Raw genomic sequence first — 25463 nt, forward strand, 5'->3', positions numbered from 1 at the left:
TTCCTCCCTGTTTCTAAAATTGAATCTCTTCTTTCTCATAAATCGCGACCATTGCTGTACCATTCTGCATCTCAATAATTAAAACTTGCGTGTCATACGGAATCTCTACTTGATGAAAACTTGCTGCACGCTTTGAAATAATGCCGTTTGCCGTTTCAATCACAATTTCCCCAAAACCGTCAAGCGGGACGGGGACTATCACTTTGCCGACCTGGCCTTCAAGCGATTCGTCCGTATAGGCAAGGGACACCTCCGCTGAACGTAAAGGAACGAGCAGGAAAAAATAGAGAAGTGCTGTCAATAAACTCGCAATTATAAGGGCGATGATGAATATGATGAAACTTGTTAAGCCCGTAAACTGTTCCAGCAAGTAGCCCGCAGCCGTAGTAAACGTAATAAACGAAAGGATTACAGCCGGGTCAAAAAATGGTGTTCCATCGATGGATACATCCGCAACATCTGCAAAAAATAAGTAAAGAACAGTGCAACACCCAATAACGATTAAGATGATTAGATAAATGGTTTCAATGGAATAACCAAACAAGTTGCCACCTCCTTAATGCTATTTAATAAATTTACGGATGAAATGGTAAAAAGTTTCAAAAAAATTCATATTTTCCGAAAAATATAAAATGTATGCCAATCCGGGTGATTGACATACATCTTGCATAAACGGGGAGCCTATTTCATTTGGAAATCATTTTTGATCTTAACGGCTAATGGACTGTGCTGTTTTATGTATTCCATCATTAAATCGGGGATGAATTTACCGGCTTCACGGACAGGCTGTTTTTTAAACATCTGCATTTGGTGCGCACCTGTTGCACGGTAACTATTGAAGGCAACTTCAAAAATCTCATTTTCCTTAATGGTGCTTCCTTCAAATGTCAGCTTCGTGACACGCTGGCCTGTTTGTTGAGACAGATCAATTGTGTAATCAATGCCACCCCACAAATCATAAACATACGGCTGCGGCTCCGGATAGTGCACGGCCATACTAAAATCGATTTCGCCTTTATCGTTTAGCGCAAAGACAGCGGCACTTTGTTCGATCGCCCGGCGGATTTCAGATCCGGTCATTTGTATGACGAGTAACCGGTTAGCCCGGGGAAGATTATGTAAAACATGCTCACGGGTTATTTTTTCCGGAAAGCCGCCCTGTGGATGATAGGGCAGTTCAATGACCGAAATTTGGGCACCCGTGTAATGGAGCTGCATATCATGGAGCAGTTGTGTATAGGCAGTCATTTTTGTACGGGGTGCAAAAAAGTCCGGATAAGTCAGTACTGCATTTGCTGTTCCGATTTGCTGTTTTTTCCACGTATTAAACTCTGGAAAAGACTGCATTTTTAATGTGGATTCTGCATGGACGATTGATGGTTCAAAAGAAAATGTTCCGTGCTCCACAGTGACATCAATCTGCGCAAAGCAATATGCATTTGCTCCAGGTTGCACGACAGCAACACCGTTTTGCACTGTGGCAATTTCCAGGTGCTGATGACCGGTAATGAGTATGTCAATGCCTTCTATTTCATGAAGCATACGGTAGCCTTCATTTTCGCCTTGTTCCAGATCTATTAGGTGACCGCTAGAAAGATCGCGTTCAAATCCGCCGTGATAGCTTAAAATGACAAGCTGTGCCTGTTCAGCATCGCGGACGTGCTTAACGGTTTTTTTTGCGCTTTCAAATGCGTTTTCGAAGTCCAGATGCTTTGTCGATTCACATTCATCCCAGTTTTTTGTGAAGTGCGTCACGACCCCTATGACAGCAATGCGCAGACCGTTTATTTCTTTAATAAAATATGGTTCGGCAAACCCGTGAATATTGGCGGCAATCCAGGGGAAATTGGTGTCGGTGCGGATCGCCTGGATTTTTTCGGGAGAATAGTTGAACTCATGATTGCCGAAAACTGCAACATCATAGCCGAGTGTGTTTGCAAGTTCGATTTGCGGGTGCTGTTTTTGGACAACATAATCGTAATAATAGCTTAAATGACTTCCGTGCAAAAAATCGCCGTTATCGATCAACAAATCGGGCTGTCTGGCGGAAATCATTTGCGCAAGCTGTGAAAAGCGTTCGGTATGTCCATGGATATCGCTCGTCGCAATAATAGTAAATTTCATTGGGAAAACTTCCTTTAATATTTCATTTTCCTTATTATAGCGTGAATTATTGCGCAACAGTTCTGAAAGTGATTAAATAAATATATAAGTAGTTTACGCTAAATTATAGGAGATGGTAATTATGATTACTGTTACAAACCGTATTCAAGTAAAAAAAGGATTTGCCGAAAAAATGGCCCCACAATTTGTACAACCAGGTCCATTACAGGAATTCGAAGGGTTCCAAAAAGTAGAAGTATTAGTTTCGACGCAATTTGAAGAGTATGATGAAATGAGCGTTGTCATGTACTGGGATTCAAAAGAAAACTTTGCTGTATGGCGTGAAAGTGATGCATTCAAACAATCACACAAACGTCCATCTGAAAGTGAAGGCGCAGGTCACCAAGGTGAATCGCCAATGCTAGGCTCACAAATCGTGATCGCCGAAGTTGCTGGCACTATCTCGAAATAATGTTAATGGGTGTCCTAATGTTTTCGTTAGGGCACCTTTATGCTATACATACGTTTGATTAAAATACATATTACCGATACTTTCACAAATCGTGAATGAAAAACAGAAGGGTGTTATTAATGTCGAACATGGAGCAATATTTTTATGACGGACAGTTTTTAAAATGCTATGAAGAAGCAAAACGCCAGTTAAAAAGCGGCGGAAATGAAGTACAGGCTACGCAATTTTTAAAAATCTTCGAAAAATACGAGTATGAAAAATTCCCGAAGCCGACTGCACAGATTCCGCAAAGCGTGGAACGTGCAAATGAAAGCTATCCGGAAAATGATGAGGTTGAACAACTGCGGGCAATCAAAGATGAACAGCAGTTTTCGGAAAAAGTGAAACAGCTGGAACACGATGCCCGGACAGCGGATGCTGAACGGAAAGCACAGTCGTTTTATGTACAGGGCCATCTTTTTTTAATGGCGCACCATTATGATGAAAGTGTGCACTGCTTTATGCAAGCGGTGAAACATCATCCAAACAAGGCATTGTATTACGGAATTGCAGGCCAGACGATGAACCGCTTTAACTGGTCGCCGTTTGATGTGATGGTCTATATTGAGCGGGCGATCGACATGGATCCGGAAAATGCAAGATGGTACTGGAATAAGGCACTTGTTTTAACGCAGCTGTACAAAGATTTGAATGCCGAGCCGTTTTTGGAAAATGCTTTAATTGCTATTGAAAAAGCAATCGAGACATGCCGCGAAGATCAAGTATCGCTGCGTTCAGGCATTGATTCAACATTGGAAAATTTGAAGGAATATCTTTTCAATTAACGAAGCACCGGTAGATGGAGGAACAAGCATGAAGTTTTTATCTTGGAAAGGTATTTCAATATACTTAACGATTATTTTATTTTTACTCATTTTTATTCAGATTCTGGACTGGAACAAAGGGAAAGACAAAGAGGGGCAATATGCGGTGGAGCTGGAAAAAGCTTATACGGATCTGGTTGATTTCCAAACGTATATTGTGAACGACGAAGTGCAGGTCGATGACAATAAGCATGTGCTGACGATGTATGAAAAAAACTTTCAATACCAGTTGAGCATGTTCATTGATATTTTCGGCAATAAAAAAGCAGATGACGGTGATGCGAATCTATTCGATTCCTATAAACAGATCGATGAGGCATTGACAGCATTTTATGAAGCGGAAAGCGCGGAACAGCAGGGGCAGGCACATGAGCAGCTGCTAGACGCGAAACAATCGCTGTTTACTATTTTGAATGATTTGAAATAATATTGGGCTCACGAACGCTTTGAGGGAAGCGGGGCGTGGGCTTTTTTGTGGGGTGTGCGTGGGGGCTGCGGGCCGGCGGAAAAGTTCTAATATCCGTGCAGGAAGTTCTAATAAATTTGAAAAAGTTCTAATATATCATTGATTTTCTAATATATGGCGCGGATCTTCTAATAAGTGCGCCCGATTTTCTAATATCGGTGACAGATATTCTAATAAGTCCCTTTGATTATCTAATAAACTCGAAAAAGTTCTAATAAATCAATGCCGGTGTATGCCAAAGCGTCTGCGGACCATTATAAAGCCCGGCTCTTCAATGAGAAATCCTTGAACTTCTAATATCGCTACCAAAAGTTCTAATAAATCTCTCAGATCTTCTAATAAGCCGAAAAAAGTTCTAATAAATTAAAATTGGGCCACCATTTGTATGTAAGCCCTAAATAATCGCTTAATGTTCTAATATCCGTGCCGGAAGTTCTAATAAAACCAGAAAAGTTCTAATAAATCACTGATCTTCTAATATATGGTGCGGAACTTCTAATAAGTGGCTCCGATTTTCGAATATCGCTGTCAGAAGTTCTAATAAGTCCCTCAGATCTTCTAATAAACCGAAAAAAGTTCTAATAAATCAAAGACTGCGACTCTATAGCCAACCTGAAATCCTAAAAGGACCGTTATTTTCGTCAAAAGCGCTTAGTCTTCTAATATCAATGCTAAAAGTTCTAATAAGTACCACAGATCTTCTAATAAACCGAAAAAAGTTCTAATAAAATAATGCCGGCGCACTCCAGAGCCACCTTGGAACCATATAAAGACGGTTACTACAGCCAAGAACCGCTGTAATTCTAATATCGCAGCCAAATGTTCTAATAAATCAAGCCGGGTGCACTCCCTAGTCACCTTGAAAACCTAAAAGGACCGGTTCTACAGCCAAGAACCCCATAATCTTCTAATATTGCCGCCAAAAGTTCTAATAACCCCTACAGATCTTCTAATAAATCTAAAAAACTTCTAATAAATCATCCCCCAAAAAAAGCCGTCCCAAAGTTATCTAGCAAACTTCAGGACAGCCCGTGCCTCAGCCACAGCCTTAGCCGCAGCCATTACTTTTTCTTCTTCTTATCCTTCACAAACGCAAATACGATCATCGCAACCCAGATCACGGCGATCGCTATAAACATGTAAAAGTTTTTCGGGGAGCTGGATAAACTCAACTCATCCGCCAAAATTCCGCCAATCGACTGCAACTGGGCACTTAATAAAATGATCAGCGCACCAATAAATAACATGATTTTAGGATTGATCGCAAAGCGCAGCAGCACAATGATGAACAACGCTGAGAAGATCAGCAGCAAGGTGAAGAGGGGGTCCAGTAATGTGAGTGTTCCGTCTTTTGCAAAGTTTTCGTACGTAAATGTCATGAAAAATTCTCCTTACTTTACTAAGCCATTTTGAAATGCATAGACGACAGCCTGTGTGCGGTCCTGCACTTCGAGTTTACTTAAAATGTTGCTGACATGGGTTTTCACTGTTTTTAATGCGATAAACAGTTCTTCTGCTATTTCCTGATTGGCAAGGCCGCGCGCCATACATAACAGTACTTCCATTTCCCGGTCTGTTAAATGGTTGTGCAGGGCGGGGGCCGTTCCGCGCATACGGGCCATTACCCGTGTCGTTGCTTCCGGCTCAAGAACGGTTTCCCCGTTCATCGTTTTCCGGATCGCATCGGCAATCTGCTTGGCATTGCTCGTTTTCAGTATATAGCTGACAGCACCTGCTTCAAGTGCCGGGTATAATTTATCGTCATCGATAAAGCTTGTGACAATCATTACTTTTGCTTGCGGCCATTGTGCCAGTATTTCGGCAGTCGCTTCAGCACCGGTTTTGATCGGCATCACATTGTCCATCAGCACAATATCCGGCTTTAGCGCCAATACTGTTTCAATCGCTTCCTCGCCGTTTGTCGCTTCGCCGATGACTTCGATATCGGGTTGTGCCGATAAATAGGCGGCGACCCCGATTCGAACCATTTCGTGATCATCTACTATGACAACTTTAATCATTCATTTGTTCCTCCTTTTTGAGCGGAACTTTCACTTCGACAATTGTTCCTTCATCCGGTACAGAGACAATTTTATACGTGCAGCCAATTTCGACAGCGCGTTCGGCAATATTGCGCAGCCCGTAAGAAGTCGTTTTATCTCCATCCATATTGAAACCGAGCCCATTATCCTGAATGCGCAAAATCGCAAGCTGGTCGCGCGCAATCAATAACAGTTCGACTTCCGTTGCTTTTGCATGGCGCAGTGTATTCGATAAAGCTTCCTGGGCAATACGGAATAGATGATCTTCTTCCGCTTTTGATAATGCGATTTCTTCGATTTGGTAATCAATATTGAAATAAACTTTTTCCTGTAATTCTACAATCAGATCTTCTAAACCTTCCGCCAAGCTTTTATTGTGCAGGGCAACAGGCCGCAAATGAAGGAGAAGTGCGCGCATTTCGAGCTGTGCCTGTTGGACGATTTTTTCCACCTGCCCCAGCTGCTTTTGTGCAAATTCATCCTGCCGCTGTTCTGTAAGCGCGGACAGAAGCATGGATGCCGCAAACAGCTGCTGGGAAACAGAATCATGCAGTTCGCGTGCAAGCCGCTGACGTTCTGCAAGAAGCCGCTCCTGGACGATGGCGTCATTTGTTTCCACTTTTTCATTGGAAAGGCGCTGTAATGATGTGCGCTGTGTTTCGATTAATTCGTTCGTTTCGCGCAAGGCTTTTTTTAATGAGCCATTCGCTTTCTTGAACTTTTGTGCAAAATCAGGCTCCGCAACTTTTTTCACGATGCGTGTCATCTGATTTTCTTTCATTTTCAATGCGATCGATATCCATAAGGAAATAAAGAAGCTCGTCGTTGTTGCGATCATGGCGATTACGGCAACAATCGGAATGGAATAATCATCGTTTTCCCACAAAAAACGCCACGTCTCTTCCTGCGGCTGACCGAGCAGGAATACGAAAATATTCATAGCAAATGTCGCAAAAACCATCACTAGTATAAAGAACCGTAAAATAAATGCTATCATCCGCGCTGCACCTCCACATCGCCAATCCAAGATGTCACATAAACGACAAGAACACGTTTTGCATCCATTTCGCCGTCTTCAAAAAGGAGCTGTTCATTAATACATTGCTTTGGCGCATAGTGCAGATAGGCTGCTTCACCGTATAAAGTGGAATAATGGAGCTGAATCGTCACTTCATAAGGCACGATAACCCGAACTTTTCCTAAAGACTGATGGATAACAATAATCGATTTTCCGTTCGGTAAAATGGTATCGGTCGCATCGATCGTAATATCGCCGATAAAGCGTTGGATATGAACATCTTTCCAATGATAGCTTTCTGTCGGGGCACTTGTTGTTCCGATCAATTGGTTCTGATTTGATGTATTGGCAAAGTGGCTTTTGATTTCCATCACTTGCTCTTTTTTCGTTAAGTATTGGTATAAAAGAAAGATAAGCACACCAATGATTAAAAGGCGCAATGTCCATATATTAATAATAGCAAAGAATAATAGAACGAGTCCCGTCCATAATAAGTAACGCTTCTTCTTTTTAAAGCTGAAAAATAGAAACAGTGCACCTAAAATCAGTAAAAACACGGTGCCATTATTGAAAAGAGTCAATTCGATCAATACGACAAGCGCCATACTAATCGCGATAATGGCAAGCTGATCAGATGTAATTTTCGGCATAGTGCCTCCCCCCTAAAACGAGCAAAATGGAGAAAGCACGATGCCTTCTCCTTTTACGCATTATATCATTATTTTGGTTGTTCTATGAGCTTTTGTTCTTTTTCAAGCTGAGCCAAGCGAGCTTCAAAAGAGGTTACTTCATATTTACGCTCGATGTTCTGAGATAATTCATCAATATAAGTTGATAGTTCATCGAAATTGCCGGCATTGTCCGAAGTAAGAACTTTATCCATCTGATGGTTGGCACGCACAACATTTTCTTTGCCCATCAGCTGTAGCTGGCGCACTTTCATGTCTTTGATTTTATGTTTCATCGTTTCGAATTTGCGTTCCAGTGCAAAGTATTCTGTATTTGCAGCATCAATGCTTGAAAGAAGGGCATGTTTTCTGGCAGTGTAAGCCGTTACTTCTTCCTGTGCAAACGTAATCAGTTCCGCCTCTTCAGTTGACTGGGCCAGTAAAAGCTGATTTTCACGCTTTTCCAGCATTTCGATTGTTTGTGAAAGTTGGATTTCCAGCTCTTTTTTCAGCTGGGCCTGACGTGCAAGCAACTTTCCTGTTTCTTCTGTTTGTTTTTCTGCTTCACGAATATAGTGGTTCAGCATTTTAATCGGGTTTTTGTCGACCTTTTTGTCAAACATATCGTGCAGATCCGCCTGAATTGAATATTTGAATTTTGTAAATAAATTTCTCATTGTCCATCGCTCCTATTTGTTTAAATTTGCCCATTCGCGTTCAAAGTTTGTAAATGGATCTTCGTCTTCTTTTTTACCTGGTAAAAATTCAATCTTTTCGTTTTTACGTGCTTTGTACAGATAAAACAATACACCGATTGCAGCTAAACCGATAAAGCCAGGGATGTTTGATAATGCGCTTACTAAACCGGCTAAAGCGACAACCAGGCTCATTACTTTCCCGAAAGTAGATTTACTTTCTGTGTAATAGTGAAGACCTGCTGCCAGAAGTGCTCCTGAGATTAATAAGCCGGCTAATGGTGCAAGCATGCAAAGTGCGATGATCGCTGTGATGAAAGCCGCTGAATATAAGAAAAACTTTTTCATTATGTGTTCCTCCTTGTCGTTGATATGTTCATGTTACCGTGAATTTAAAAATCCGATAACGACCTGTTACCGTATTTTCGACTAGGTCTCGAGACTGAGACGGACTCAGACAGTCACTCGCATGACTTAACTTCTGACAGTAGAGTGAAAATATATAGAAACGGAATAGCTTTTATTGTATAATGCTTGATGGAGAGTTTTTCTCGGTACATAAGTAGTGGAGGAGGTTGGACAAAATGGCTTTATGGTTAGGAATTACACTTATCGTCGTAGCTCTTATCGGGGGCGTGGCAATTGGGTTCTACGCAGCTCGTCAATATATGATGAAGTATTTAAAAGAAAACCCGCCAATTAATGAACAAATGATTCGCGTGATGATGGCACAAATGGGACGTAAACCGTCTGAAAAACAAGTGCGTCAAATGATGGCACAAATGAACAAATTCCAAGATAAATAATGATAAGTTGGACTACCTTTCGCATTCTATTGAATGATGAAGGTAGTTTTTATTTACTGTGAATTAAAATTCAGAATATTTTGTTTGAAAAGAAAAATAATCTAGTCTATCCTTATATAGATTGTAAGTATTGGAGGGACAAAAATGGCAACAGAAAAAACGAATGTAGAGAGCTTTGATTTGGACCATACGATAGTGGCCGCACCTTATGTACGTCTAGCGGGCACAAAAGAAGGGGCGAAGGGGGATGTCGTGACAAAATATGATATCCGCTTCAAACAGCCGAATAAAGAACATATGGAAATGCCGGCACTTCATTCACTGGAACATTTAATGGCAGACCGTATCCGCAATCACAGTGATGCGGTTGTCGATATCTCGCCGATGGGATGTCAAACAGGCTTTTATGTTTCCTTTATGAATTATGATGACTATGAAGGCGTACTGGCGATTTTGGAAAAGACTGTTCAGGATGTGTTGGCGGCGACTTCTGTTCCTGCCTGCAATGAAGTCCAGTGCGGTTGGGCGGCAAGCCATAGTTTAGAAGGTGCGCAGCAGTTGGCGAAAGAATTTTTAGCCAAACGCGATGAATGGCATATCGTTTTTAATAGTTAACAGGAAATGTGTAGTGCCCTCATTTAATTGGGGGCTTTTTTGTGTTCCCGCCACAACCAAAAAGCACCCCCTGTTTAATGAAACGAACAGAAAGTGCTTAGTTTCTTTATAATAAAGAATCCGTTATATTGCGGTATGCCGGCACATAATCGTGCAGGAACTTGGCAACCGTTTGTTCATAATCACCCGGGTTATCGTTGAATGATTTCGCATGCTCGCCTTTTTCGAACAGTTTCAGCATTTTAGGTTCGGGTTTTTGTTCGTACAGTTCTTCGGTCATTGAGGAAGGAATAAAATCATCCGGCGTACTGTGAATAAAGAGGACGGGCTTTTGAATGTGTTTTACAGCATCAATCGGCATGACTTCCTTTACGGAATAGCCATCGCGGATCCGCATGAAAAAGTCGGCGAAAGGGAGTGTATATTTCGAATCAATCGGTACAACACTTTCAAAAATCCGTTTCAGAAGCGCGGGAAAGTTCGAAAAAGCACAGTCGGAAACATAGAAATCCGCATTATCTGCTAACGAGCCTGCATAGAGCAGTGTCGTTGCCGCGCCCATCGATTCCCCGTGAATACCTAAGAGGGCATCTTCACCGGTAATAGACCGGATTGTCTCGACTACTGCCTGTAAATCGTATTTTTCGTAATGGCCGTAACTTGTTGTTTTCCCTTGAGATTCTCCGTGACGGCGGTGATCGTATACAAATGCATTAAAACCGAGCCGTTCGAACATACGGGCATAGCGCATCGAGTTAATTTTATTTTCAGTGACGCCATGGCAGATAATGACTGTATTTTTCGTTTCCAAAGGTTTTAAATAGATGCCGCTTATTTTATAGCCATTTGGAGAATCAATCGATAAAATTTCTTTCGGGCAGCCTTCATACCATGCTTCATCAAAGCGTTTTGCCGCGATTTCACGCTCGCGGATAAAAGCATCGTCCTTCTTCTTTATATACATAATGTGATTTGTCATCACGACACCAGTGATCGTTGTAGCAGCTGCCAGCAGCGTTGTTACAATACTGCCGGATAAAAACAGTGTGCGTTTCTTCATGAAAATCACTCCTTAATTAATTTAATATTCGATGAATTATTGGGATAAATCAACTAATATGTATCTATCTATTATCGGAAAGTTTAGTGTGAAAAATGTAAAATGTTTGATAAAATTTAGTTAAGCAAGTTCAAATTTGCTCACAAAGGGACCATTCACTATAAAGGGGGATATATTCATGACAGAAGTTGTAATAGTAAGTGCAGTACGTACGCCAATTGGTGCTTTTCAGGGGGCATTAAAAGATATTTCGGCTCCGACTTTAGGGAGTATTGTAATAAAAGAAGCATTGAATCGTGCCCGATTAGATCCATCAACAGTTGATGAAGTTATTATGGGGAACGTTCTTGCAGCAGGTTTAGGTCAAAATCCGGCAAGACAGGCAAGTATCCAAGCCGGTTTACCATATACAGTTCCAGCGATGACAATTAATAAAGTATGTGGATCAGGTTTAAAGGCCGTTCATCTGGCAGCACAGGCAATCATTGCCGGGGATGCGGAAATTGTTGTCGCTGGAGGGTTTGAAAATATGAGTCAAGCACCCTATATTATGCGAAATGCAAGAGAAGGTTTCCGCATGGGCGATCAAAAAATTATCGATACTTTAATTCAGGATGGCTTATGGTGTGCATTTAATGATTATCATATGGGGATGACTGCCGAAAACCTATGTGATCAATATGACATTACTCGTCAGGAACAGGATGAATTTGCAGCCCGTTCCCAAGCCCGTGCATCGGAAGCAATTTCCGCAAATAAATTCGCTGAAGAAATTGTTCCTGTAGAAATTCCTCAACGTAAAGGGGAGTCGGTTATTTTTTCACAAGATGAATACGTAAAACATGGAACAACAGCAGAAAAACTAAACGGATTACGACCTGCTTTCAAGAAAGACGGTTCGGTTACTGCAGGGAACGCTTCCGGCATTAATGACGGAGCTGCAGCGGTTATCGTTATGTCAAAGCAGCGCGCTTTTGAGTTAGGCCTTACACCACTTGCTACGATCGTCGCAAATGCGAGCGCAGGGGTTGACCCTTCCGTAATGGGGATCGGACCGGTAACTGCAGTGAAAAAAGTTTTGTCGAAAGCGAATGTAACATTGGATAAAATGGATTTAATTGAAGCGAACGAAGCATTCGCAGCTCAGGCGATTGCAGTTGATCGCGAATTGGCGTTCAATCATGATAAACTAAATGTAAACGGCGGGGCAATTGCACTTGGTCACCCAATCGGGGCAAGCGGAACACGTATTTTGGTTACGTTATTACATGAAATGCAAAAACGTGATGCAAAATTAGGTCTTGCAACATTATGTATTGGTGGCGGACAGGGTGTTGCAACAATTGTCCAACGCTAAAATTAAATGTAGGTGAAAATAATGGCAAAAAAGAAACAGCAAAGAACGACGAATGAATTCGAGCTTCCAAAGGATAAGGCGGCAACATTGGCAGATCAGTTAGGCGGCGATGTATTGGCCAAGCTGAAGGCAGCGAAGCAGGAAATGGTGGCCGACGAAAAGGCGAAAGAAGAAGAGCGTCTGGCAAAAGCGGCATTCGAACGCAAACAACGCGAAAAAAATATGAGCTTTGAAGAACTGTTAAATCAATACGGCGATAAAGGTTCGAAATTTTAACGGTTATCCAAAACGGATCACAAAGAAGCTTACTAAATATAAAAAGATAGCACACTATTTTCGTGTGCTATCTTTTTTAAATACAACAATAATAAGTTTTGCGAGCACCAGCAATGTTAACGCACCACATGCATCGAGCACGACATCTTCTACGAGGCCGCTGCGACCCGGAATCATACTTTGGCGGTATTCATCGAGGCTTGCGATTACTACGACTGTAACAAAGGCAAGAACGATCGGAAAGTGTAATTTCAGCTTACGGTATAAAGTATAGAATATAACCGCTAATAAACCGTATCCGAAGAAATGGGTAGCTTTCCTAATCAGGAACTCTAGAAATTGAAAATAGCCTCGTGTTTCAACCGATATAATTTTTCCCCAATAAGGAATTTCAAACTGACTTAACCATGCTTCAAAAGGTTTGTCTTTTAACAGATCTTTTAACGCCGGAACAATCGTTTGCTGCTCATAGCTCATATTGGACATGATTATGACAACGATTACCCCGGTGATGACGAGAACAATCCGCTTTTTCATCTATGTTCAGTGTAACGGTCGGTTTTTGTCCAGCTGTCGATCTCCGAAATATTTTGCATTGATTGCGCTTTTTCGTAAGCATCCAGATTTTGCTGCAGTTGCGTGACTGTACGTGCCCCAATAACTGTCGAAGCAACCGTCGGGTATTGTAAATTGAAAGCAAGGGCTGCTGCATGAACATCCCCGAACTGCAGTTCAATTTTTTGCAGCACGTCTTTTGCCGCCGCTTCATCATAGCTCATATAAGATTTTAAACGTGTGCGCCATTCGTTCGTCAGCAAGCCTTTTGCAATCGATCCGCGTGTTACGACAGAAGCACCTGTCTGTTGGATCGGTTCGAAAAATTCACTTGCCCGTTCATCAAAAATATTAAACTGCATCATATTGCTGACCGCAGCACTGTTTTGCAGAAATGGCATGAAAACATTCGGTCGGATGGAGGAAATGCCGTATTCGCGGATAAGTCCTTCCTTTTTCAAACTTTCAAATGTGTCGGTAATTTCTTCCCAATTATCTTCTGTCGTACCGCCATGTAACTGGTAAAGATCCAAGTAATCTGTCTGTAGCCGCTTCAGGCTGTCACGGACCGCTTTATTAATATAATCTGCGGATGTATCCCAGCCCCAGCCTTCCTTTCCTTCTTCCCAGCGGTTTCCGACTTTAGATGCCACGAATACATTGTGTCGGTGCTGCTTCAATGCCGCGCCAACAACTTTTTCGTTTTCTCCCTGGTTATATAGATCGGCGGTATCAAAATAGTTAATGTCCGCATCAATTGCAGCATGGATGACCTCTTCTGCTTGTGTCGGATTTGGAGGTAATGACATACAGCCTAAACTAATTTCAGAGATTTGAAGATTGCTTGTACCTAATTGTCGTTTTTTCATGTTAATTCCTCCCAGGTGCAATATTTTAGAAAAGCTCTTACTAATGGTACAATGAATAGAAGCTAGAGAACAAGTGGAGGCATGGTCATGAAAAAATTTGAAGAGAAAACAATTCAATCCCAACCGATTTATTCCGGGAAGGTTATTTCATTAAAAGTAGACGATGTATCGCTTCCGAACGGTGAAACAGGGAAGCGTGAAATTATCAATCATCCAGGTGCTGTCGCAGTTATTGCCATCACAGAAAACAATAAAATTTTACTTGTTGAGCAGTACCGTAAAGCTCTTGAACGTTCAATTATAGAGATCCCTGCCGGCAAGCTGGAAAAAGGGGAAGAGCCCATTGTAACGGCCCGCCGCGAGTTGGAAGAAGAGACAGGGTATACGTCGGATCATTTCGAATTTATTCAGGCTTTTGCAACTTCACCGGGATTTGCGGATGAAATCATTCATATTTACGTAGCGGAAAAGTTGAAAAAATTAGACATTCCGGTGGATTTAGATGAAGATGAATTTGTGGAGTTAATGGAAGTATCACTGGAAGAAGCAGAAGCGATGGTAGCGGACGGCCGTATTTACGATGCCAAAACGGCTTTTGCGATATTATGGCTGAAATTAAAAATGAAATGAAATCAATAATTGTTTACGCATAAGGACAATTTATGTGCATAAGTTGTATGGACAAGGAGGCGTCCAAATGCGTAAATATCTATATATTCAATATACTTCGATGATTGTCGTATGTTTCATTTGTGGTGTAGTTTGTTATCAGCTATTCGATATTGGACAAGTGCAGCAAATTATTAAATATAGTGATCGTAGACTGCTCCAAATGGAAAAACCTGAATTGCTTTGGAGTGTAGTTCCTTTCATAGTTGCCTTAAGTATTGTATTATTCTTTTCGACACATAAATATTTGCCGCGTATAGGTCTTATTTTTATTGCTATAAAAGTAACGTTTTTAGGCTTTAGCTCGGTATATTTACTTGTACAGCATGACTCTATTAAACTCTATGCATTTTGGTGGTTTCCATTTCAGCTAATATATTGTGTACTTTTAATTATGCTCTATCAAATTACTACTAAAACTACGAGTAGACGAGCCTTGAAAACGGTAATGCCATGGAAAAAAATTATTTTCCTGATAGTCGTGATGATAATTGTTTTTGCAGTCGAGAATTTAGCAATTACTTATTTATTTAAATAATCATTGTCTTGTAATGAGATTTACTCATTTGGTATAATGAAAAGAGTTTAGGAGGGCGTCACATATGGAGAGCCGTATTGATCGAATTAAAAAACAACTGCATAGTGCGAGCTATAAGCTGACGCCACAGCGAGAAGCAACAGTAGCGGTTTTACTGGAGCATGAGGAAGATCATTTAAGTGCTGAGGACGTTTACTTATTAGTAAAAGAAAAAGCACCGGAGATTGGACTGGCTACTGTATACCGTACATTGGAGCTTTTAACAGAGCTGAAAATTGTCGATAAAATTAATTTTGGTGATGGGGTGTCCCGTTATGATTTACGTCAAGAGGGCGCGAAGCATTTCCATCATCATCTAGTTTGTATCGAATGTGGCGCAGTAGATGAAATTCAAGAAGATTTACTGGAAGATGTAGAAGAAATAGTGGAGAAACGTTGGAACTTTATAATCAAAGATCACCGTCTGACATTCCATGGCATCTGCTGGCGTTGTCATGATAATAGTGACAACTCTGGAGACGGCAATGCATAATCTATAATCAAAAAAAGAACAGCAAAATTTGCTGTTCTTTTTTTATGCTATTTTGTTTAAGCAGAAAATTATTAAAGACGGGCAAGCATATTCACAAAAAAAACTCTATTTCCCTCAACTGGGGGAAATAGAGTTTTGTTATTTTATTTATTTAGCAGGGTGATGGGCAACAATTAGGATCTTGCCTGCATCCAGATCATTTTTTGCAGTTGCATGTTCATTTTCGCCTACACCGATGTCAGTAAGCTGATGGTGCAGATCTTCCGGAGTACTTTGGAAGAAGTTTTTAATCGATGCAAAGAAGCCTTTGTCATTTTCCGTTGTTCCAGGCGTTTTGCTCGCATCTACATTGAAAAAGTCGGCAATATCTTCCGCACGCTTGTTGCTGTTTGCGAATACATGAATATGATCGCGGTCATAACCCTCTGTAATAAATGATTCGATTACTGATTTTGCCTGAACACCGTTTTCTACTGATTTAATAACTGCCATATATATACACTCTCCTTTGTATGAATACTGATGTTATTCCCTAAGCTCTTACAATTAAAACGTTTAGAGATTCATACAGTCGTCATTCAGCTTTCAGGAGAACGTGCATACAGTTGGAAATGATACGGTTTAAACGGCTACTGTTCTATGAGATCGTGCATTTTTTTAATTTCTAAAAATTGCAGCTGATGGCCATCGATTTCATGGATCTTAAATGCATAGTTTTCAAAAATAAATGTATCTTCAATATTCAGGTCCGGCATGTTTGTGAAGTACCAGCCGCCGATTGTATCAACATTCGGGTCTTCAATATCAAGAAACAGCAGTTTAGAAACATCTTCAAGCAATACTTTTGAATAGACCAGATAATGGTCTTCACCGATTTTACGAATATCCGAAACTTCATCATCATCAAACTCATCGCGGATTTCACCGACAAGTTCTTCCAGAATATCTTCGACGGTAATCATACCGCTCGTTCCACCGTATTCATCAAGCAGAATCGCAATGTGAATACGCTTTTTCTGCATAATCTGAAGCAGACTTTGAATCGGTGTTGTTTCAATTGTGCGGACGACCGGATTAATATAGTCTTCCAATTTAAACGTCGCCGGATTGATCCGGTTATTCATACCGAGTGTTAAAAAATCTTTAATGTTTAAAAAACCTAATATATTATCGCGGTCCCCATCGTAAACCGGGTAGCGTGTATAGCGTTCCTCTGAAACTTGTGTTAACACTTCTTCGAACGTTGCAGTAACATCAAAGCCGACAATATCGGTACGGGGAACCATAATTTCACGTGCGATTTTATCATCGAATTCAAATACATTGTTTACATATTTTAATTCGTTTACATTGATTTCGCCGGATTTATAGCTCTCCGACAGAAGCAGGCGCAATTCCTCTTCCGTATGGGAGAGTTCATGTTCGCTCGCAGGTCGCATCCCGAACAATTTCAATAATAAACGTGCTGACCCATTTAACAGCCAAATTAACGGGAACATAAGTTTATAGAATAATTGAATAGGCTTTGCGAATGCCAGGGTAATCGCTTCTGCTCTTTGAATAGCAATCGTTTTCGGTGCAAGTTCACCTACTACTACGTGGAAGAAAGTCGCTAAAAAGAATGCGCCACCTAATGTAAACCAATGAATATATTCTGTGCCAATTCCAATCGATTCAAAGAATGGGTGAAGTATAAACTCAAATGTCGATTCACCGACCATACCAATTCCCAGCGCTGTTACTGTAATACCTAATTGACATGCCGATAAATATTCATCAAGGTGGGTTGTTACATTTTTAGCTGAAATGGAACCGGCTTTACCTTCAGCTACAAGTTGGTCAATACGGGATTGACGGACTTTTACGATCGCAAATTCCGTTGCAACGAAAAATGCTGTAAAAGCGATTAAAACCGAGAAAATAATTAAGTTAATGATTGTGGTCAAACGAGCGTTCTACTCACGAAGTAGAACGTTCACCTCCTAGTTATTTAAAATTAATAATAGTGATTGCATGAGTGCAACACTTTCAGGTGAAACTTTTTTACGGAGTTTCTGCCGCTCTTTGTCATCTAAATGCTCCATTAATAACGTTACATCATGTTCAAGCTTGCGCATTTGCAGTCGAATATCCTGAACATCGATCTCTTCGGGTTCTTCTTTTGAAGGGCCAAGTAAGCGGTGAATTTCTTCGAGGCATTTGCCAAGCTTCTTCTGCTCCTCAATCCAGTGTATTCGTTCAATCATCTCTTTATCATAGTAGCGATAATTGGATGCCGAACGTTCTACTTTTAGAAGGCCCAAATTTGTATAATAATCAATAGTTCGTTTTGTCACGCCAGTTGCTGCAGCAAGCTCTCCGATTTTTAGTTTGTCGATCCCAAATTATCACCTCTATCTGTCACGTTTTACTTTCAAGAATACCGTAAATAGTGCATTTTGTAAATGGGACGCTATTATATGGAAGTGCTGTGCTGCATTGAAAAAATAAATGAACGAAGGATAAAACGTCACTTCAATTGTACGAAAATGGTAATATAAATGTATAGAATGCAAGAGGGGCGATTAATATGCAAGCTTTAAAAGATTCAATAGAAGATTATCTACATTTTATCAAAGTCGAACGTCAGCTGTCTGATAATACATTACAATCCTATAAGCGTGATTTAGTCGCATATGCCCGTCACATCCATCATGAGCAGCAGATCATGGAATTTGATAAAGTTATGCGCGAACATATTTTGATTTATTTGGACAGCTTACGGTCTGTTGGGAAATCATCGAAGACGATCTCGAGACAAATTTCATCGATCCGTTCTTTTCATCAGTTTTTGTTGAGGGAAAAAGTGACGAATCAGGATCCTACCGTTCATTTGGAAATGCCTAAAAAAGAACTGTCATTACCAAAAGTATTATCAATAGAAGAAATTGATGCACTTTTGACTGCACCTTCTGTAGAAAAACCTCAGGGAACTCGGGATATCGCCATTCTGGAAATGATGTACGGTTCCGGAATGCGTATAAGTGAACTGATTGAACTGAACCTGGAAGATGTTCATATGACAATGGGCTTCGTCCGCGTTTTTGGTAAAGGCGGCAAAGAACGTATTATACCGCTTGGGCGAAGTGCGATTTCTGCATGTGTAAATTATGTGGAGCAGGCAAGACCTCAGCTTTTAGGCGATGCACCTAAAAATGATGCGTTTTTCATTACGCAGAGAGGGAAAAGATTCACGAGACAAGGCTGCTGGAAAATCATTAAGGAACATGCGGCAGCAGCAGGCATTTCCAAAGAAATTACACCGCATGTTCTACGCCATTCCTTTGCGACACATCTGATTGAAAATGGTGCTGATTTACGTGCAGTACAAGAACTGTTAGGCCATGCAGATATATCAACGACACAAATTTATACGCATGTTAGTAAAACCCGTTTATCGGAAGTATATAAACAATTCCACCCGCGTGCTTAAAAACGGCATAATCGCGTAAGACTATGGAGAGTTTCACTTTTCAATTAAAAATAAATCTCTGGAAATCGGATGTCTGACCTTTACTTTGTTTAGACGTTTTATGTAAAATAGAATGGAAGAAGAGGAGTTGAAAGCATTATGCAACCGTTTAAGAAAGTACATGTAATTGTAATGGATTCTGTTGGTATCGGTGAAGCACCGGATGCCGATAAATTTGGCGATGCTGGCTCAAATACATTAGGACATATCGCAGAAAAAATGAATGGCTTAACTATGCCGAATATGGAGAAATTGGGTTTATCGAATATTCGTGAACTTAAAGGCATAAATAAAACTGAAAAACCCGCTGCATTTTACGGCATGATGCAAGAAGCATCTGTTGGTAAAGATACAATGACAGGACACTGGGAGATTATGGGACTGAACATCGATACTCCATTTAAAGTATATCCGGAAGGCTTCCCCGCGGAACTGATTTCCAAGCTGGAAGAAGCAACTGGCCGTAAAGTACTTTGTAATTTACCTTACAGTGGAACCGCTGTCATTGACGACTATGGTCCGGAACATATGGAAACGGGTGCAATTATTGTGTATACATCCGCAGACCCGGTTATGCAGATTGCAGCACATGAAGAAGTGATTCCAGTAGAAGAACTTTATAAAATCTGTGAAATTGCCCGTGAATTGACACTGGATGCTGAATTTTTAGTAGGTCGTGTAATTGCCCGTCCATTCGTTGGCGAACCAGGCAACTTTACGCGTACATCAAACCGTCATGACTATGCATTGACACCATTTGGCCGTACGACAATGGCTGAAATGAAGGACGCAAAACTTGATGTCATTGCGATCGGTAAAATTTCGGACATCTTTAATGGTGACGGGGTAACGGAAGCGATTCGTACGAAAGACAACACGGACGGCATGGACAAGATGGCGGAAGTTGTTCGTCGTGATTTCCATGGTATCAGCTTCCTGAACTTAGTGGACTTTGATGCAAACTTTGGGCACCGACGTGACCCGATCGGCTATGGTCAGGCATTGGAAGAATTTGATCGTCGTTTACCGGAAGTTATGGAAGCGTTATCAGAGGATGATTTGCTGATTATTACGGCAGACCACGGGAATGACCCGACATTCCCTGGTACAGACCATACACGTGAATATGTACCGTTAATTGTCTACTCACCGCGCTTTACAGCAGGATCGGAACTGCAGCTGCGTGAGACATTTGCGGATATTGCAGCAACAATTGCAGATAATTTTAATATTGCAGCACCGCAGTTCGGAAAAAGCTTTTTATCAGAGCTGAAATAAGGGGGATTTTTCACATGAGAATGGTAGATATTATTGAAAAAAAACGTAACGGCGAAGAATTGACAACAGCTGAAATTCGTTTCTTTGTAGAAGGGTATACAGACGGCACGATCCCTGATTATCAGGCAAGTGCGTTATGTATGGCAATTTACTTTCAGGATATGACAGATCGCGAACGCGCGGATTTAACGATGGCGATGGTGGAGTCAGGTGACCAAATCGACCTTTCTTCAATTGCAGGCGTAAAAGTAGACAAACACTCAACAGGCGGAGTTGGCGATACAACGACATTGCCATTGGCTGCAATGGTAGCTGCTGTCGGTGTTCCGGTAGCAAAAATGAGTGGCCGTGGTTTAGGTCACACGGGCGGTACAATCGACAAGCTTGAAGCGATTGAAGGTTTCCATGTCGAATTAACAAGTGAAGAGTTTTCAAAACAAGTAAATGAAATCGGCATGGCAGTTATCGGTCAATCAGGCAACTTAACACCAGCGGATAAAAAGCTGTATGCGCTGCGTGATGTTACGGGAACGGTTTCAAGCATTCCTCTGATTGCCGGTTCAATCATGTCGAAGAAAATTGCTGCAGGTGCAGATGCAATTGTTCTTGATGTTAAAACAGGTGACGGCGCCTTTATGAAAACGGTAGAAGATTCAGTTAAACTGGCTGAAGCTATGGTGAAAATCGGAAATAACGTTGGCCGTAAAACAATGGCGATTATTTCGGATATGAGCCAGCCTTTAGGCTATGCAATCGGAAATGCTCTTGAAGTTCAGGAAGCGATCGATACATTAAAAGGAAAAGGTCCGGCTGATCTAAATGAACTTTGCTATACATTGGGATCTCAAATGGTTGTTGTTGGCGGTAAAGCAAAAACAATCGAAGAAGCTCGAAAAATGCTGGAGGAAGTTGTAGCGAACGGGGCAGCATTGGAAGTACTGAAAAAATTCATCGCAGCACAAGGCGGGGATGCTTCAGTCGTGGATGATCCATCCCGTTTACCTCAGGCGAAATTCAAATTTGATGTACCTGCTAAACAGGCAGGCTATGTCTCAAAAATTGAAGCCGATGATATCGGAACAGCTGCAATGCTTCTTGGTGCGGGCCGTGCAACGAAGGAATCTGAAATTGACTTGGCAGTAGGCCTTGTCCTTCATAAAAAAGTAGGCGATCAAGTCGAAGCAGGCGAATCGCTTATGACGATCCATGCCAATACAGAAAATGTCGATGCAGTATTAGAAAAGATTTATGCACATGTATACATTTCTGCAGAAAAAGTCGAAGCACCAAAATTAATCGAAGCAATTATTACACAATAATAAAAAGCAAGAATCTTTCGCAGTCCGGAATGGATTGCGAAAGATTTTTTTGTGCTTTAAATATTTTACAAATATGATAAACTAAGAAGTATATTACTGCTTAAAGTAATAAAAATTCTGTTTTATGAATATTTATAAGAAGAAGGGATACTATGAAAGTTAAGTGGTCTGGAAGATTTGAAGGCTATTCATTCGCCGATTTCAAGAAGGATTTATTATCCGGGACGATTGTCGGGATTATTGCTGTACCATTGGCGATGAGTTTTGCCATTGCCTCCGGGGTCAAACCAGAGTACGGGATTTACACAGCAATTATTGCAGGTATTTTAATTTCCTTACTAGGAGGTTCAAAGTTCCAAATTGGCGGTCCGACTGGTGCTTTTGTTCCGATTTTGCTTGGGGTTGTGCTCGTTTACGGGTATGAAAACTTGCTTATCGCAGGCTTGATGGCGGGGGTGATGCTGCTGCTGATGGGAATCTTCAGGCTGGGGACACTGATCAAATTCATTCCAAGACCGGTAACTGTCGGCTTTACAGCAGGAATTGCCGTCATCATTTTTACTGGACAAATCGGGAATTTTTTAGGATTAACAAATATGGAGCAGCACGAGAAGTTTCATATGAACGTTTATGAAATCATTTCGAATATTGAAACCATTAATTTATATAGTTTACTCGTTGCAGTTGTCAGTTTTGCATTGATACTGATGGCACCGAAAGTTTTACCGAAAGTACCGGGTGCTCTTATTGGAATTATTGTGTCATCCGTTGTAACAGTTCTATTTTTACAGGGCCATGTTGCAACAATTGGTTCCACATATGGTGCAATACCGAACACATTGCCACAGTTCCACATTCCTGAAATTACAATGGAACGTATTTTCATGCTCATTGGGCCGGCGTTTGTCATTGCAATGCTCGGCGGGATTGAATCACTGTTGTCAGCGGTTGTTGCAGACGGCATGACGAACAGCAAACATAACAGTAACCGGGAACTGATCGGGCAAGGTATCGCCAACATTGTGACACCGTTTTTTGGCGGGATACCTGCTACAGGGGCAATTGCACGAACGGCTACCAACATTAAATCCGGTGCTGTTTCGCCAATGTCAGGGGTAATCCATGGTATCTTCGTTTTGATCACACTATTATTGCTCGCACCATTCGCGGTACATATTCCACTTGCAAGTTTAGCACCTGTACTTATGATGGTCGCATGGAATATGAGCGAACGTCATCATTTCGTACACATTCTAAAATTGAAATCCGGGGATTCGCTTGTTCTATGCATTACATTTTTACTGACAGTATTTATGAGCTTAACGGTTGCGGTAACGGCAGGACTCATTTTAGCGGTAATCCTTTTTGCGAAAAGTATGAGTGATAGTCTTACTGTTTCCAAAGTATTGCCGAATTTGGAGAAGGCAAACGGAAAGTTGCAGCCTCACATCGTATCGGATCTGCATGATTGTCCGCAAATCAGTATTTATACAATAGAAGGTCCTCTATTTTTCGGAGCTGCAGAAAAGTTTGAACAGACGCTGCAAAGTACAATACAGGAAAGACCGAAAGTGTTTATCCTTCGTATGCGAAAGGTACCGTATATCGATTCGACAGGGGAAGAATATTTCCGCAATATCCTTCAAAATATAAACTCATATGGCGGTAAAGTTTTCTTGACGAATGTTCAGCCTGGGCTGGAACAAATGCTTAGACGAAGCGGTCTGTATGATTTAATGGAAGCGGAGCATTTTTATCATACGACAAGTGACGCAATTTCAGCGGCATGCCGGTATATCGAATTAAATAAATGTATCGGATGCACCCACTATGCGTTTAAAGAATGCCAATTGCTGTCAAACGGCATTCCGCTATCGGAGCATGAAGGGCAGGCACAGAATAAATTGGCTGAAGCAACAATATAACATGTATAAAATTCTGAAAAAGAACAAAGAATAAGAGACTGAATGGAAAGGTAAAACTTTCTGTTCGGTCTCTTTTTTCATGTCAGGGGTGATTAAAAAAAGACCGTACTACCTATACTGATTTTAGTTGTCGCAGGAGCACTACTTTTAACGAATGAACACTAGTTTTGTCAGCTAGATAGGATTATTTTTGAACTTGCCGAATTTGCATGCAAGAAGGAGGCGATGTAGGTGAACTTTAATTTAACGATGTATCCAAATGATGTATTGATTGTCCAACTATTTGGCGAACTGGATCATCATGAGACAGAAAAAGTGAGAACACATATATCGAAAGCTATTTTACAAGGAAATGTAAAATTACTCGTTTGGAATCTAGAGCATTTGCATTTTATGGACAGTTCCGGAATTGGGTTAGTGCTTGGCAGAATGCGAGAACTCCGAGCTGTCGATGGACAAACAATTTTGTTAAATCCATCTAAAACGATGCAGAAAATATTCCAGTATTCCGGTTTAGGAAATCTCGTACAGTTTGCATCTGAACAGCAAGTTATTTCACACAGCGAGGGGGATTGTCAATGGATAACGAAATGACGCTAACTTTTTTGGCGCGCAGTGAAAATGAAGGGTTGGCACGTATTGCCGTTACAAGCTTTATGGCACAACTCGATCCGACAATTGAAGAGCTATCGGAATGTAAAACAATCGTATCGGAAGCTGTTTCGAATGCCATCATTCATGGTTATGCCGATAATCCGCATGGCATCATTACAGTTTATGCGGTTCGTTACGGCTCGGAAGTAAGTGTGACAATTAAAGATGAAGGTTGCGGAATTGAAGATATTGAACAGGCACGTGAGCCATTATTTACAACGAAACCGGAGCTTGAACGTTCCGGAATGGGCTTTACAATCATGGAAAGTTTTTCGGATTTCCTGCAAGTGGAATCCGTACTTGGAAAAGGCACAGTCGTAACATTCACAAAACAAATTTTGCCAATAGGGACACTCGTGACATAACGAAATAAGGGGATGGGGAACATCGAGCAGTCATCTGAAACGTTATTAACGCAAGCTTACATGCGTGAACTAATCGCAAAATCACAACAAGGCGATCAAGTTGCGAGAAAAACGATGATTGAAGGAAATACTAGACTTGTTTGGTCTATCGTTCAACGCTTTGCTTCAAGGGGCGTTGAACTGGAAGATTTGTTTCAAATTGGCTGTATTGGCTTAATGAAATCAGTTGATAAATTCGACTTGTCCTATGAAGTGAAATTTTCCACATATGCAGTGCCGATGATTATTGGGGAGATTCAACGTTTTTTAAGAGATGACGGTATGGTAAAGGTAAGTCGTTCTATCCGTGAATTGAACTACAAAATTCGTCATGCGACCGATGACTATTTAAAAACAAACGAAAAACCCCCATCTGTTGCACAATTGGCTGAAATATTGCAAGTTTCACAAGAAGATATTCTATTGGCAACGGATGCGATGCGTGATCCGGCAAGCCTGCATGATCAGCTTTTTGAAAATGACGGAGATTCCATTACATTAATGGATCAGATGCGTGACGATAAGTCAGAGCTTGCATTTGACTACGTTCCATTAAAGGACATGTTGAAGAGACTTGGAAAACGGGAACAATCGATCATTTATTTCCGCTATTATCTGGATTTGACCCAAACGGAAATTGCCGATCGTCTCGGTATCTCCCAAGTACAAGTATCACGATTGGAAAAGAAAATACTAGCCCAGTTGAAATCATGGATGGATCAGTCTACATTAAGCAGATAAGTTAAGTGACCCGCAATTACTCCATGG

31 protein-coding genes are annotated in these 25463 nt (G+C 41.1%); 17 read left to right on the plus strand and 14 right to left on the minus strand.

The window, feature by feature from the left end; genetic code table 11:
• Window positions 1–13 precede the first annotated feature (13 nt).
• The gene (locus tag MKX73_RS12970; protein WP_340717801.1) at window positions 14–544 is read right to left on the minus strand and encodes a hypothetical protein; all 531 of its coding nucleotides are present in this window, start codon (window positions 542–544) and stop codon (window positions 14–16) included.
• A gap of 137 nt (window positions 545–681) precedes the next feature.
• Window positions 682–2124 (minus strand): bifunctional metallophosphatase/5'-nucleotidase, encoded by a 1443-nt coding sequence (locus MKX73_RS12975; RefSeq protein ID WP_340717802.1) that lies wholly within the window; start codon window positions 2122–2124, stop codon window positions 682–684.
• A gap of 121 nt (window positions 2125–2245) precedes the next feature.
• On the opposite strand from MKX73_RS12975, the gene MKX73_RS12980 reads away from it, so the two are divergent.
• The 3 genes from MKX73_RS12980 (at window position 2246) to MKX73_RS12990 (ending at window position 3865) form a co-directional block, all read left to right on the plus strand.
• Window positions 2246–2575 carry a heme oxygenase gene (locus MKX73_RS12980; protein WP_340717803.1) on the plus strand — a complete coding sequence of 110 codons (330 nt, stop codon included), beginning with the start codon at window positions 2246–2248 and terminating at the stop codon, window positions 2573–2575.
• 119 nt (window positions 2576–2694) lie between these two features.
• Window positions 2695–3399 carry an O-linked GlcNAc transferase gene (locus MKX73_RS12985; RefSeq protein ID WP_340717804.1) on the plus strand — a complete coding sequence of 235 codons (705 nt, stop codon included), beginning with the start codon at window positions 2695–2697 and terminating at the stop codon, window positions 3397–3399.
• Between the two features lie 28 nt (window positions 3400–3427).
• Entirely contained in the window at window positions 3428–3865 is a 438-nt protein-coding gene (locus MKX73_RS12990; RefSeq protein WP_340717805.1) for an iron ABC transporter substrate-binding protein, read from the plus strand.
• Window positions 3866–4965: 1100 nt separating this feature from the next.
• Here MKX73_RS12990 and MKX73_RS12995 read toward each other — a convergent pair.
• The 6 genes from MKX73_RS12995 to MKX73_RS13020 form a co-directional block, all read right to left on the minus strand.
• Complete coding sequence (locus tag MKX73_RS12995; protein ID WP_340717806.1) at window positions 4966–5283, minus strand: acyl-CoA dehydrogenase; 318 nt, start codon at window positions 5281–5283, stop codon at window positions 4966–4968.
• A 12-nt stretch (window positions 5284–5295) separates the two neighbouring features.
• On the minus strand, window positions 5296–5925 hold the full coding sequence (locus tag MKX73_RS13000; RefSeq protein ID WP_340717807.1) for a response regulator transcription factor: 630 nt from the start codon (window positions 5923–5925) through the stop codon (window positions 5296–5298).
• Entirely contained in the window at window positions 5918–6943 is a 1026-nt protein-coding gene (locus tag MKX73_RS13005) for a sensor histidine kinase (RefSeq protein ID WP_340717808.1), read from the minus strand. The genes MKX73_RS13000 and MKX73_RS13005 overlap by 8 nt, the downstream gene beginning before the upstream one ends.
• Window positions 6940–7614 carry a cell wall-active antibiotics response protein LiaF gene (liaF, locus tag MKX73_RS13010; RefSeq protein WP_340717809.1) on the minus strand — a complete coding sequence of 225 codons (675 nt, stop codon included), beginning with the start codon at window positions 7612–7614 and terminating at the stop codon, window positions 6940–6942. Before liaF ends, MKX73_RS13005 begins: the two co-directional genes overlap by 4 nt.
• 68 nt (window positions 7615–7682) lie before the next feature.
• On the minus strand, window positions 7683–8309 hold the full coding sequence (locus MKX73_RS13015) for a PspA/IM30 family protein (protein WP_340717810.1): 627 nt from the start codon (window positions 8307–8309) through the stop codon (window positions 7683–7685).
• Between the two features lie 12 nt (window positions 8310–8321).
• On the minus strand, window positions 8322–8675 hold the full coding sequence (locus MKX73_RS13020; protein WP_340717811.1) for a lmo0954 family membrane protein: 354 nt from the start codon (window positions 8673–8675) through the stop codon (window positions 8322–8324).
• 236 nt (window positions 8676–8911) lie between these two features.
• On the opposite strand from MKX73_RS13020, the gene MKX73_RS13025 reads away from it, so the two are divergent.
• Window positions 8912–9133, plus strand: a complete 222-nt coding sequence (locus tag MKX73_RS13025) for a YneF family protein (protein ID WP_008408061.1) — start codon at window positions 8912–8914, stop codon at window positions 9131–9133.
• Between the two features lie 144 nt (window positions 9134–9277).
• Window positions 9278–9748 carry an S-ribosylhomocysteine lyase gene (locus MKX73_RS13030; protein ID WP_340717812.1) on the plus strand — a complete coding sequence of 157 codons (471 nt, stop codon included), beginning with the start codon at window positions 9278–9280 and terminating at the stop codon, window positions 9746–9748.
• A 106-nt stretch (window positions 9749–9854) separates the two neighbouring features.
• Here MKX73_RS13030 and MKX73_RS13035 read toward each other — a convergent pair whose 3' ends face one another.
• The gene (locus tag MKX73_RS13035; RefSeq protein ID WP_340717813.1) at window positions 9855–10808 is read right to left on the minus strand and encodes an alpha/beta hydrolase; all 954 of its coding nucleotides are present in this window, start codon (window positions 10806–10808) and stop codon (window positions 9855–9857) included.
• Window positions 10809–10986: 178 nt separating this feature from the next.
• Between MKX73_RS13035 and MKX73_RS13040 the strand changes: the two genes are divergently transcribed.
• Both MKX73_RS13040 and MKX73_RS13045 read left to right on the plus strand, forming a co-directional pair.
• Window positions 10987–12165, plus strand: a complete 1179-nt coding sequence (locus MKX73_RS13040; protein ID WP_340717814.1) for an acetyl-CoA C-acetyltransferase — start codon at window positions 10987–10989, stop codon at window positions 12163–12165.
• A 21-nt stretch (window positions 12166–12186) separates the two neighbouring features.
• Entirely contained in the window at window positions 12187–12441 is a 255-nt protein-coding gene (locus MKX73_RS13045; protein WP_008408065.1) for a YqkE family protein, read from the plus strand.
• A gap of 54 nt (window positions 12442–12495) precedes the next feature.
• Here MKX73_RS13045 and MKX73_RS13050 read toward each other — a convergent pair whose 3' ends face one another.
• Window positions 12496–12978 (minus strand): VanZ family protein, encoded by a 483-nt coding sequence (locus MKX73_RS13050; RefSeq protein ID WP_340717815.1) that lies wholly within the window; start codon window positions 12976–12978, stop codon window positions 12496–12498.
• Window positions 12975–13865: an aldo/keto reductase gene (locus tag MKX73_RS13055; protein WP_340717816.1), complete on the minus strand. Its 891-nt coding sequence runs from the start codon at window positions 13863–13865 to the stop codon at window positions 12975–12977. The genes MKX73_RS13050 and MKX73_RS13055 overlap by 4 nt, the downstream gene beginning before the upstream one ends.
• A gap of 87 nt (window positions 13866–13952) precedes the next feature.
• Between MKX73_RS13055 and MKX73_RS13060 the strand changes: the two genes are divergently transcribed.
• The 3 genes from MKX73_RS13060 (at window position 13953) to fur (ending at window position 15604) form a co-directional block, all read left to right on the plus strand.
• Complete coding sequence (locus MKX73_RS13060; RefSeq protein WP_339175772.1) at window positions 13953–14495, plus strand: NUDIX hydrolase; 543 nt, start codon at window positions 13953–13955, stop codon at window positions 14493–14495.
• Between the two features lie 67 nt (window positions 14496–14562).
• On the plus strand, window positions 14563–15072 hold the full coding sequence (locus MKX73_RS13065) for a hypothetical protein (RefSeq protein WP_340717817.1): 510 nt from the start codon (window positions 14563–14565) through the stop codon (window positions 15070–15072).
• A gap of 64 nt (window positions 15073–15136) precedes the next feature.
• Complete coding sequence (gene fur / locus MKX73_RS13070; RefSeq protein ID WP_340717818.1) at window positions 15137–15604, plus strand: ferric iron uptake transcriptional regulator; 468 nt, start codon at window positions 15137–15139, stop codon at window positions 15602–15604.
• 147 nt (window positions 15605–15751) lie between these two features.
• Here fur and MKX73_RS13075 read toward each other — a convergent pair whose 3' ends face one another.
• The 3 genes from MKX73_RS13075 to MKX73_RS13085 all read right to left on the minus strand — a co-directional run bounded on the left by MKX73_RS13075 (window position 15752) and on the right by MKX73_RS13085 (window position 17940).
• Window positions 15752–16096 (minus strand): general stress protein, encoded by a 345-nt coding sequence (locus MKX73_RS13075; protein WP_340717819.1) that lies wholly within the window; start codon window positions 16094–16096, stop codon window positions 15752–15754.
• Window positions 16097–16233: 137 nt separating this feature from the next.
• The gene (locus MKX73_RS13080; RefSeq protein WP_340717820.1) at window positions 16234–17550 is read right to left on the minus strand and encodes a hemolysin family protein; all 1317 of its coding nucleotides are present in this window, start codon (window positions 17548–17550) and stop codon (window positions 16234–16236) included.
• A 36-nt stretch (window positions 17551–17586) separates the two neighbouring features.
• The gene (locus MKX73_RS13085) at window positions 17587–17940 is read right to left on the minus strand and encodes a MerR family transcriptional regulator (protein ID WP_445783313.1); all 354 of its coding nucleotides are present in this window, start codon (window positions 17938–17940) and stop codon (window positions 17587–17589) included.
• Between the two features lie 233 nt (window positions 17941–18173).
• Between MKX73_RS13085 and xerD the strand changes: the two genes are divergently transcribed.
• The 7 genes from xerD to MKX73_RS13120 all read left to right on the plus strand — a co-directional run bounded on the left by xerD (window position 18174) and on the right by MKX73_RS13120 (window position 25436).
• Window positions 18174–19076, plus strand: coding sequence for a site-specific tyrosine recombinase XerD (xerD, locus tag MKX73_RS13090; protein WP_340717821.1), 903 nt, complete (start codon window positions 18174–18176; stop codon window positions 19074–19076).
• A 138-nt stretch (window positions 19077–19214) separates the two neighbouring features.
• Window positions 19215–20393 carry a phosphopentomutase gene (gene deoB / locus MKX73_RS13095; protein ID WP_340717822.1) on the plus strand — a complete coding sequence of 393 codons (1179 nt, stop codon included), beginning with the start codon at window positions 19215–19217 and terminating at the stop codon, window positions 20391–20393.
• 14 nt (window positions 20394–20407) lie between these two features.
• Complete coding sequence (locus MKX73_RS13100; RefSeq protein WP_340717823.1) at window positions 20408–21712, plus strand: pyrimidine-nucleoside phosphorylase; 1305 nt, start codon at window positions 20408–20410, stop codon at window positions 21710–21712.
• Window positions 21713–21864: 152 nt separating this feature from the next.
• Window positions 21865–23637 carry a SulP family inorganic anion transporter gene (locus tag MKX73_RS13105; protein ID WP_340717824.1) on the plus strand — a complete coding sequence of 591 codons (1773 nt, stop codon included), beginning with the start codon at window positions 21865–21867 and terminating at the stop codon, window positions 23635–23637.
• A 231-nt stretch (window positions 23638–23868) separates the two neighbouring features.
• Window positions 23869–24231, plus strand: coding sequence for an STAS domain-containing protein (locus MKX73_RS13110; protein WP_340717825.1), 363 nt, complete (start codon window positions 23869–23871; stop codon window positions 24229–24231).
• Window positions 24216–24656, plus strand: coding sequence for an anti-sigma F factor (gene spoIIAB / locus MKX73_RS13115; protein WP_079525739.1), 441 nt, complete (start codon window positions 24216–24218; stop codon window positions 24654–24656). The genes MKX73_RS13110 and spoIIAB overlap by 16 nt, the downstream gene beginning before the upstream one ends.
• A gap of 12 nt (window positions 24657–24668) precedes the next feature.
• The gene (locus tag MKX73_RS13120) at window positions 24669–25436 is read left to right on the plus strand and encodes a SigF/SigG family RNA polymerase sporulation sigma factor (protein ID WP_008408085.1); all 768 of its coding nucleotides are present in this window, start codon (window positions 24669–24671) and stop codon (window positions 25434–25436) included.
• Window positions 25437–25463: the final 27 nt, after the last annotated feature.

This window comes from Solibacillus sp. FSL W7-1436, from assembly GCF_038007305.1.
Taxonomy (GTDB): Bacteria; Bacillota; Bacilli; order Bacillales_A; family Planococcaceae; genus Solibacillus.

Coding starts and splice junctions, on each gene's coding strand:
- MKX73_RS12975 (WP_340717802.1), bottom strand. CDS start 2,124: ATGAAATTTACTATTATTGCGACGAGCGATATCCATGGACATACCGAA.
- MKX73_RS12980 (WP_340717803.1), top strand. CDS start 2,246: ATGATTACTGTTACAAACCGTATTCAAGTAAAAAAAGGATTTGCCGAA.
- MKX73_RS12985 (WP_340717804.1), top strand. CDS start 2,695: ATGTCGAACATGGAGCAATATTTTTATGACGGACAGTTTTTAAAATGC.
- MKX73_RS12990 (WP_340717805.1), top strand. CDS start 3,428: ATGAAGTTTTTATCTTGGAAAGGTATTTCAATATACTTAACGATTATT.
- MKX73_RS12995 (WP_340717806.1), bottom strand. CDS start 5,283: ATGACATTTACGTACGAAAACTTTGCAAAAGACGGAACACTCACATTA.
- MKX73_RS13000 (WP_340717807.1), bottom strand. CDS start 5,925: ATGATTAAAGTTGTCATAGTAGATGATCACGAAATGGTTCGAATCGGG.
- MKX73_RS13005 (WP_340717808.1), bottom strand. CDS start 6,943: ATGATAGCATTTATTTTACGGTTCTTTATACTAGTGATGGTTTTTGCG.
- liaF (WP_340717809.1), bottom strand. CDS start 7,614: ATGCCGAAAATTACATCTGATCAGCTTGCCATTATCGCGATTAGTATG.
- MKX73_RS13015 (WP_340717810.1), bottom strand. CDS start 8,309: ATGAGAAATTTATTTACAAAATTCAAATATTCAATTCAGGCGGATCTG.
- MKX73_RS13020 (WP_340717811.1), bottom strand. CDS start 8,675: ATGAAAAAGTTTTTCTTATATTCAGCGGCTTTCATCACAGCGATCATC.
- MKX73_RS13025 (WP_008408061.1), top strand. CDS start 8,912: ATGGCTTTATGGTTAGGAATTACACTTATCGTCGTAGCTCTTATCGGG.
- MKX73_RS13030 (WP_340717812.1), top strand. CDS start 9,278: ATGGCAACAGAAAAAACGAATGTAGAGAGCTTTGATTTGGACCATACG.
- MKX73_RS13035 (WP_340717813.1), bottom strand. CDS start 10,808: ATGAAGAAACGCACACTGTTTTTATCCGGCAGTATTGTAACAACGCTG.
- MKX73_RS13040 (WP_340717814.1), top strand. CDS start 10,987: ATGACAGAAGTTGTAATAGTAAGTGCAGTACGTACGCCAATTGGTGCT.
- MKX73_RS13045 (WP_008408065.1), top strand. CDS start 12,187: ATGGCAAAAAAGAAACAGCAAAGAACGACGAATGAATTCGAGCTTCCA.
- MKX73_RS13050 (WP_340717815.1), bottom strand. CDS start 12,978: ATGAAAAAGCGGATTGTTCTCGTCATCACCGGGGTAATCGTTGTCATA.
- MKX73_RS13055 (WP_340717816.1), bottom strand. CDS start 13,865: ATGAAAAAACGACAATTAGGTACAAGCAATCTTCAAATCTCTGAAATT.
- MKX73_RS13060 (WP_339175772.1), top strand. CDS start 13,953: ATGAAAAAATTTGAAGAGAAAACAATTCAATCCCAACCGATTTATTCC.
- MKX73_RS13065 (WP_340717817.1), top strand. CDS start 14,563: ATGCGTAAATATCTATATATTCAATATACTTCGATGATTGTCGTATGT.
- fur (WP_340717818.1), top strand. CDS start 15,137: ATGGAGAGCCGTATTGATCGAATTAAAAAACAACTGCATAGTGCGAGC.
- MKX73_RS13075 (WP_340717819.1), bottom strand. CDS start 16,096: ATGGCAGTTATTAAATCAGTAGAAAACGGTGTTCAGGCAAAATCAGTA.
- xerD (WP_340717821.1), top strand. CDS start 18,174: ATGCAAGCTTTAAAAGATTCAATAGAAGATTATCTACATTTTATCAAA.
- deoB (WP_340717822.1), top strand. CDS start 19,215: ATGCAACCGTTTAAGAAAGTACATGTAATTGTAATGGATTCTGTTGGT.
- MKX73_RS13100 (WP_340717823.1), top strand. CDS start 20,408: ATGAGAATGGTAGATATTATTGAAAAAAAACGTAACGGCGAAGAATTG.
- MKX73_RS13105 (WP_340717824.1), top strand. CDS start 21,865: ATGAAAGTTAAGTGGTCTGGAAGATTTGAAGGCTATTCATTCGCCGAT.
- spoIIAB (WP_079525739.1), top strand. CDS start 24,216: ATGGATAACGAAATGACGCTAACTTTTTTGGCGCGCAGTGAAAATGAA.
- MKX73_RS13120 (WP_008408085.1), top strand. CDS start 24,669: ATGGGGAACATCGAGCAGTCATCTGAAACGTTATTAACGCAAGCTTAC.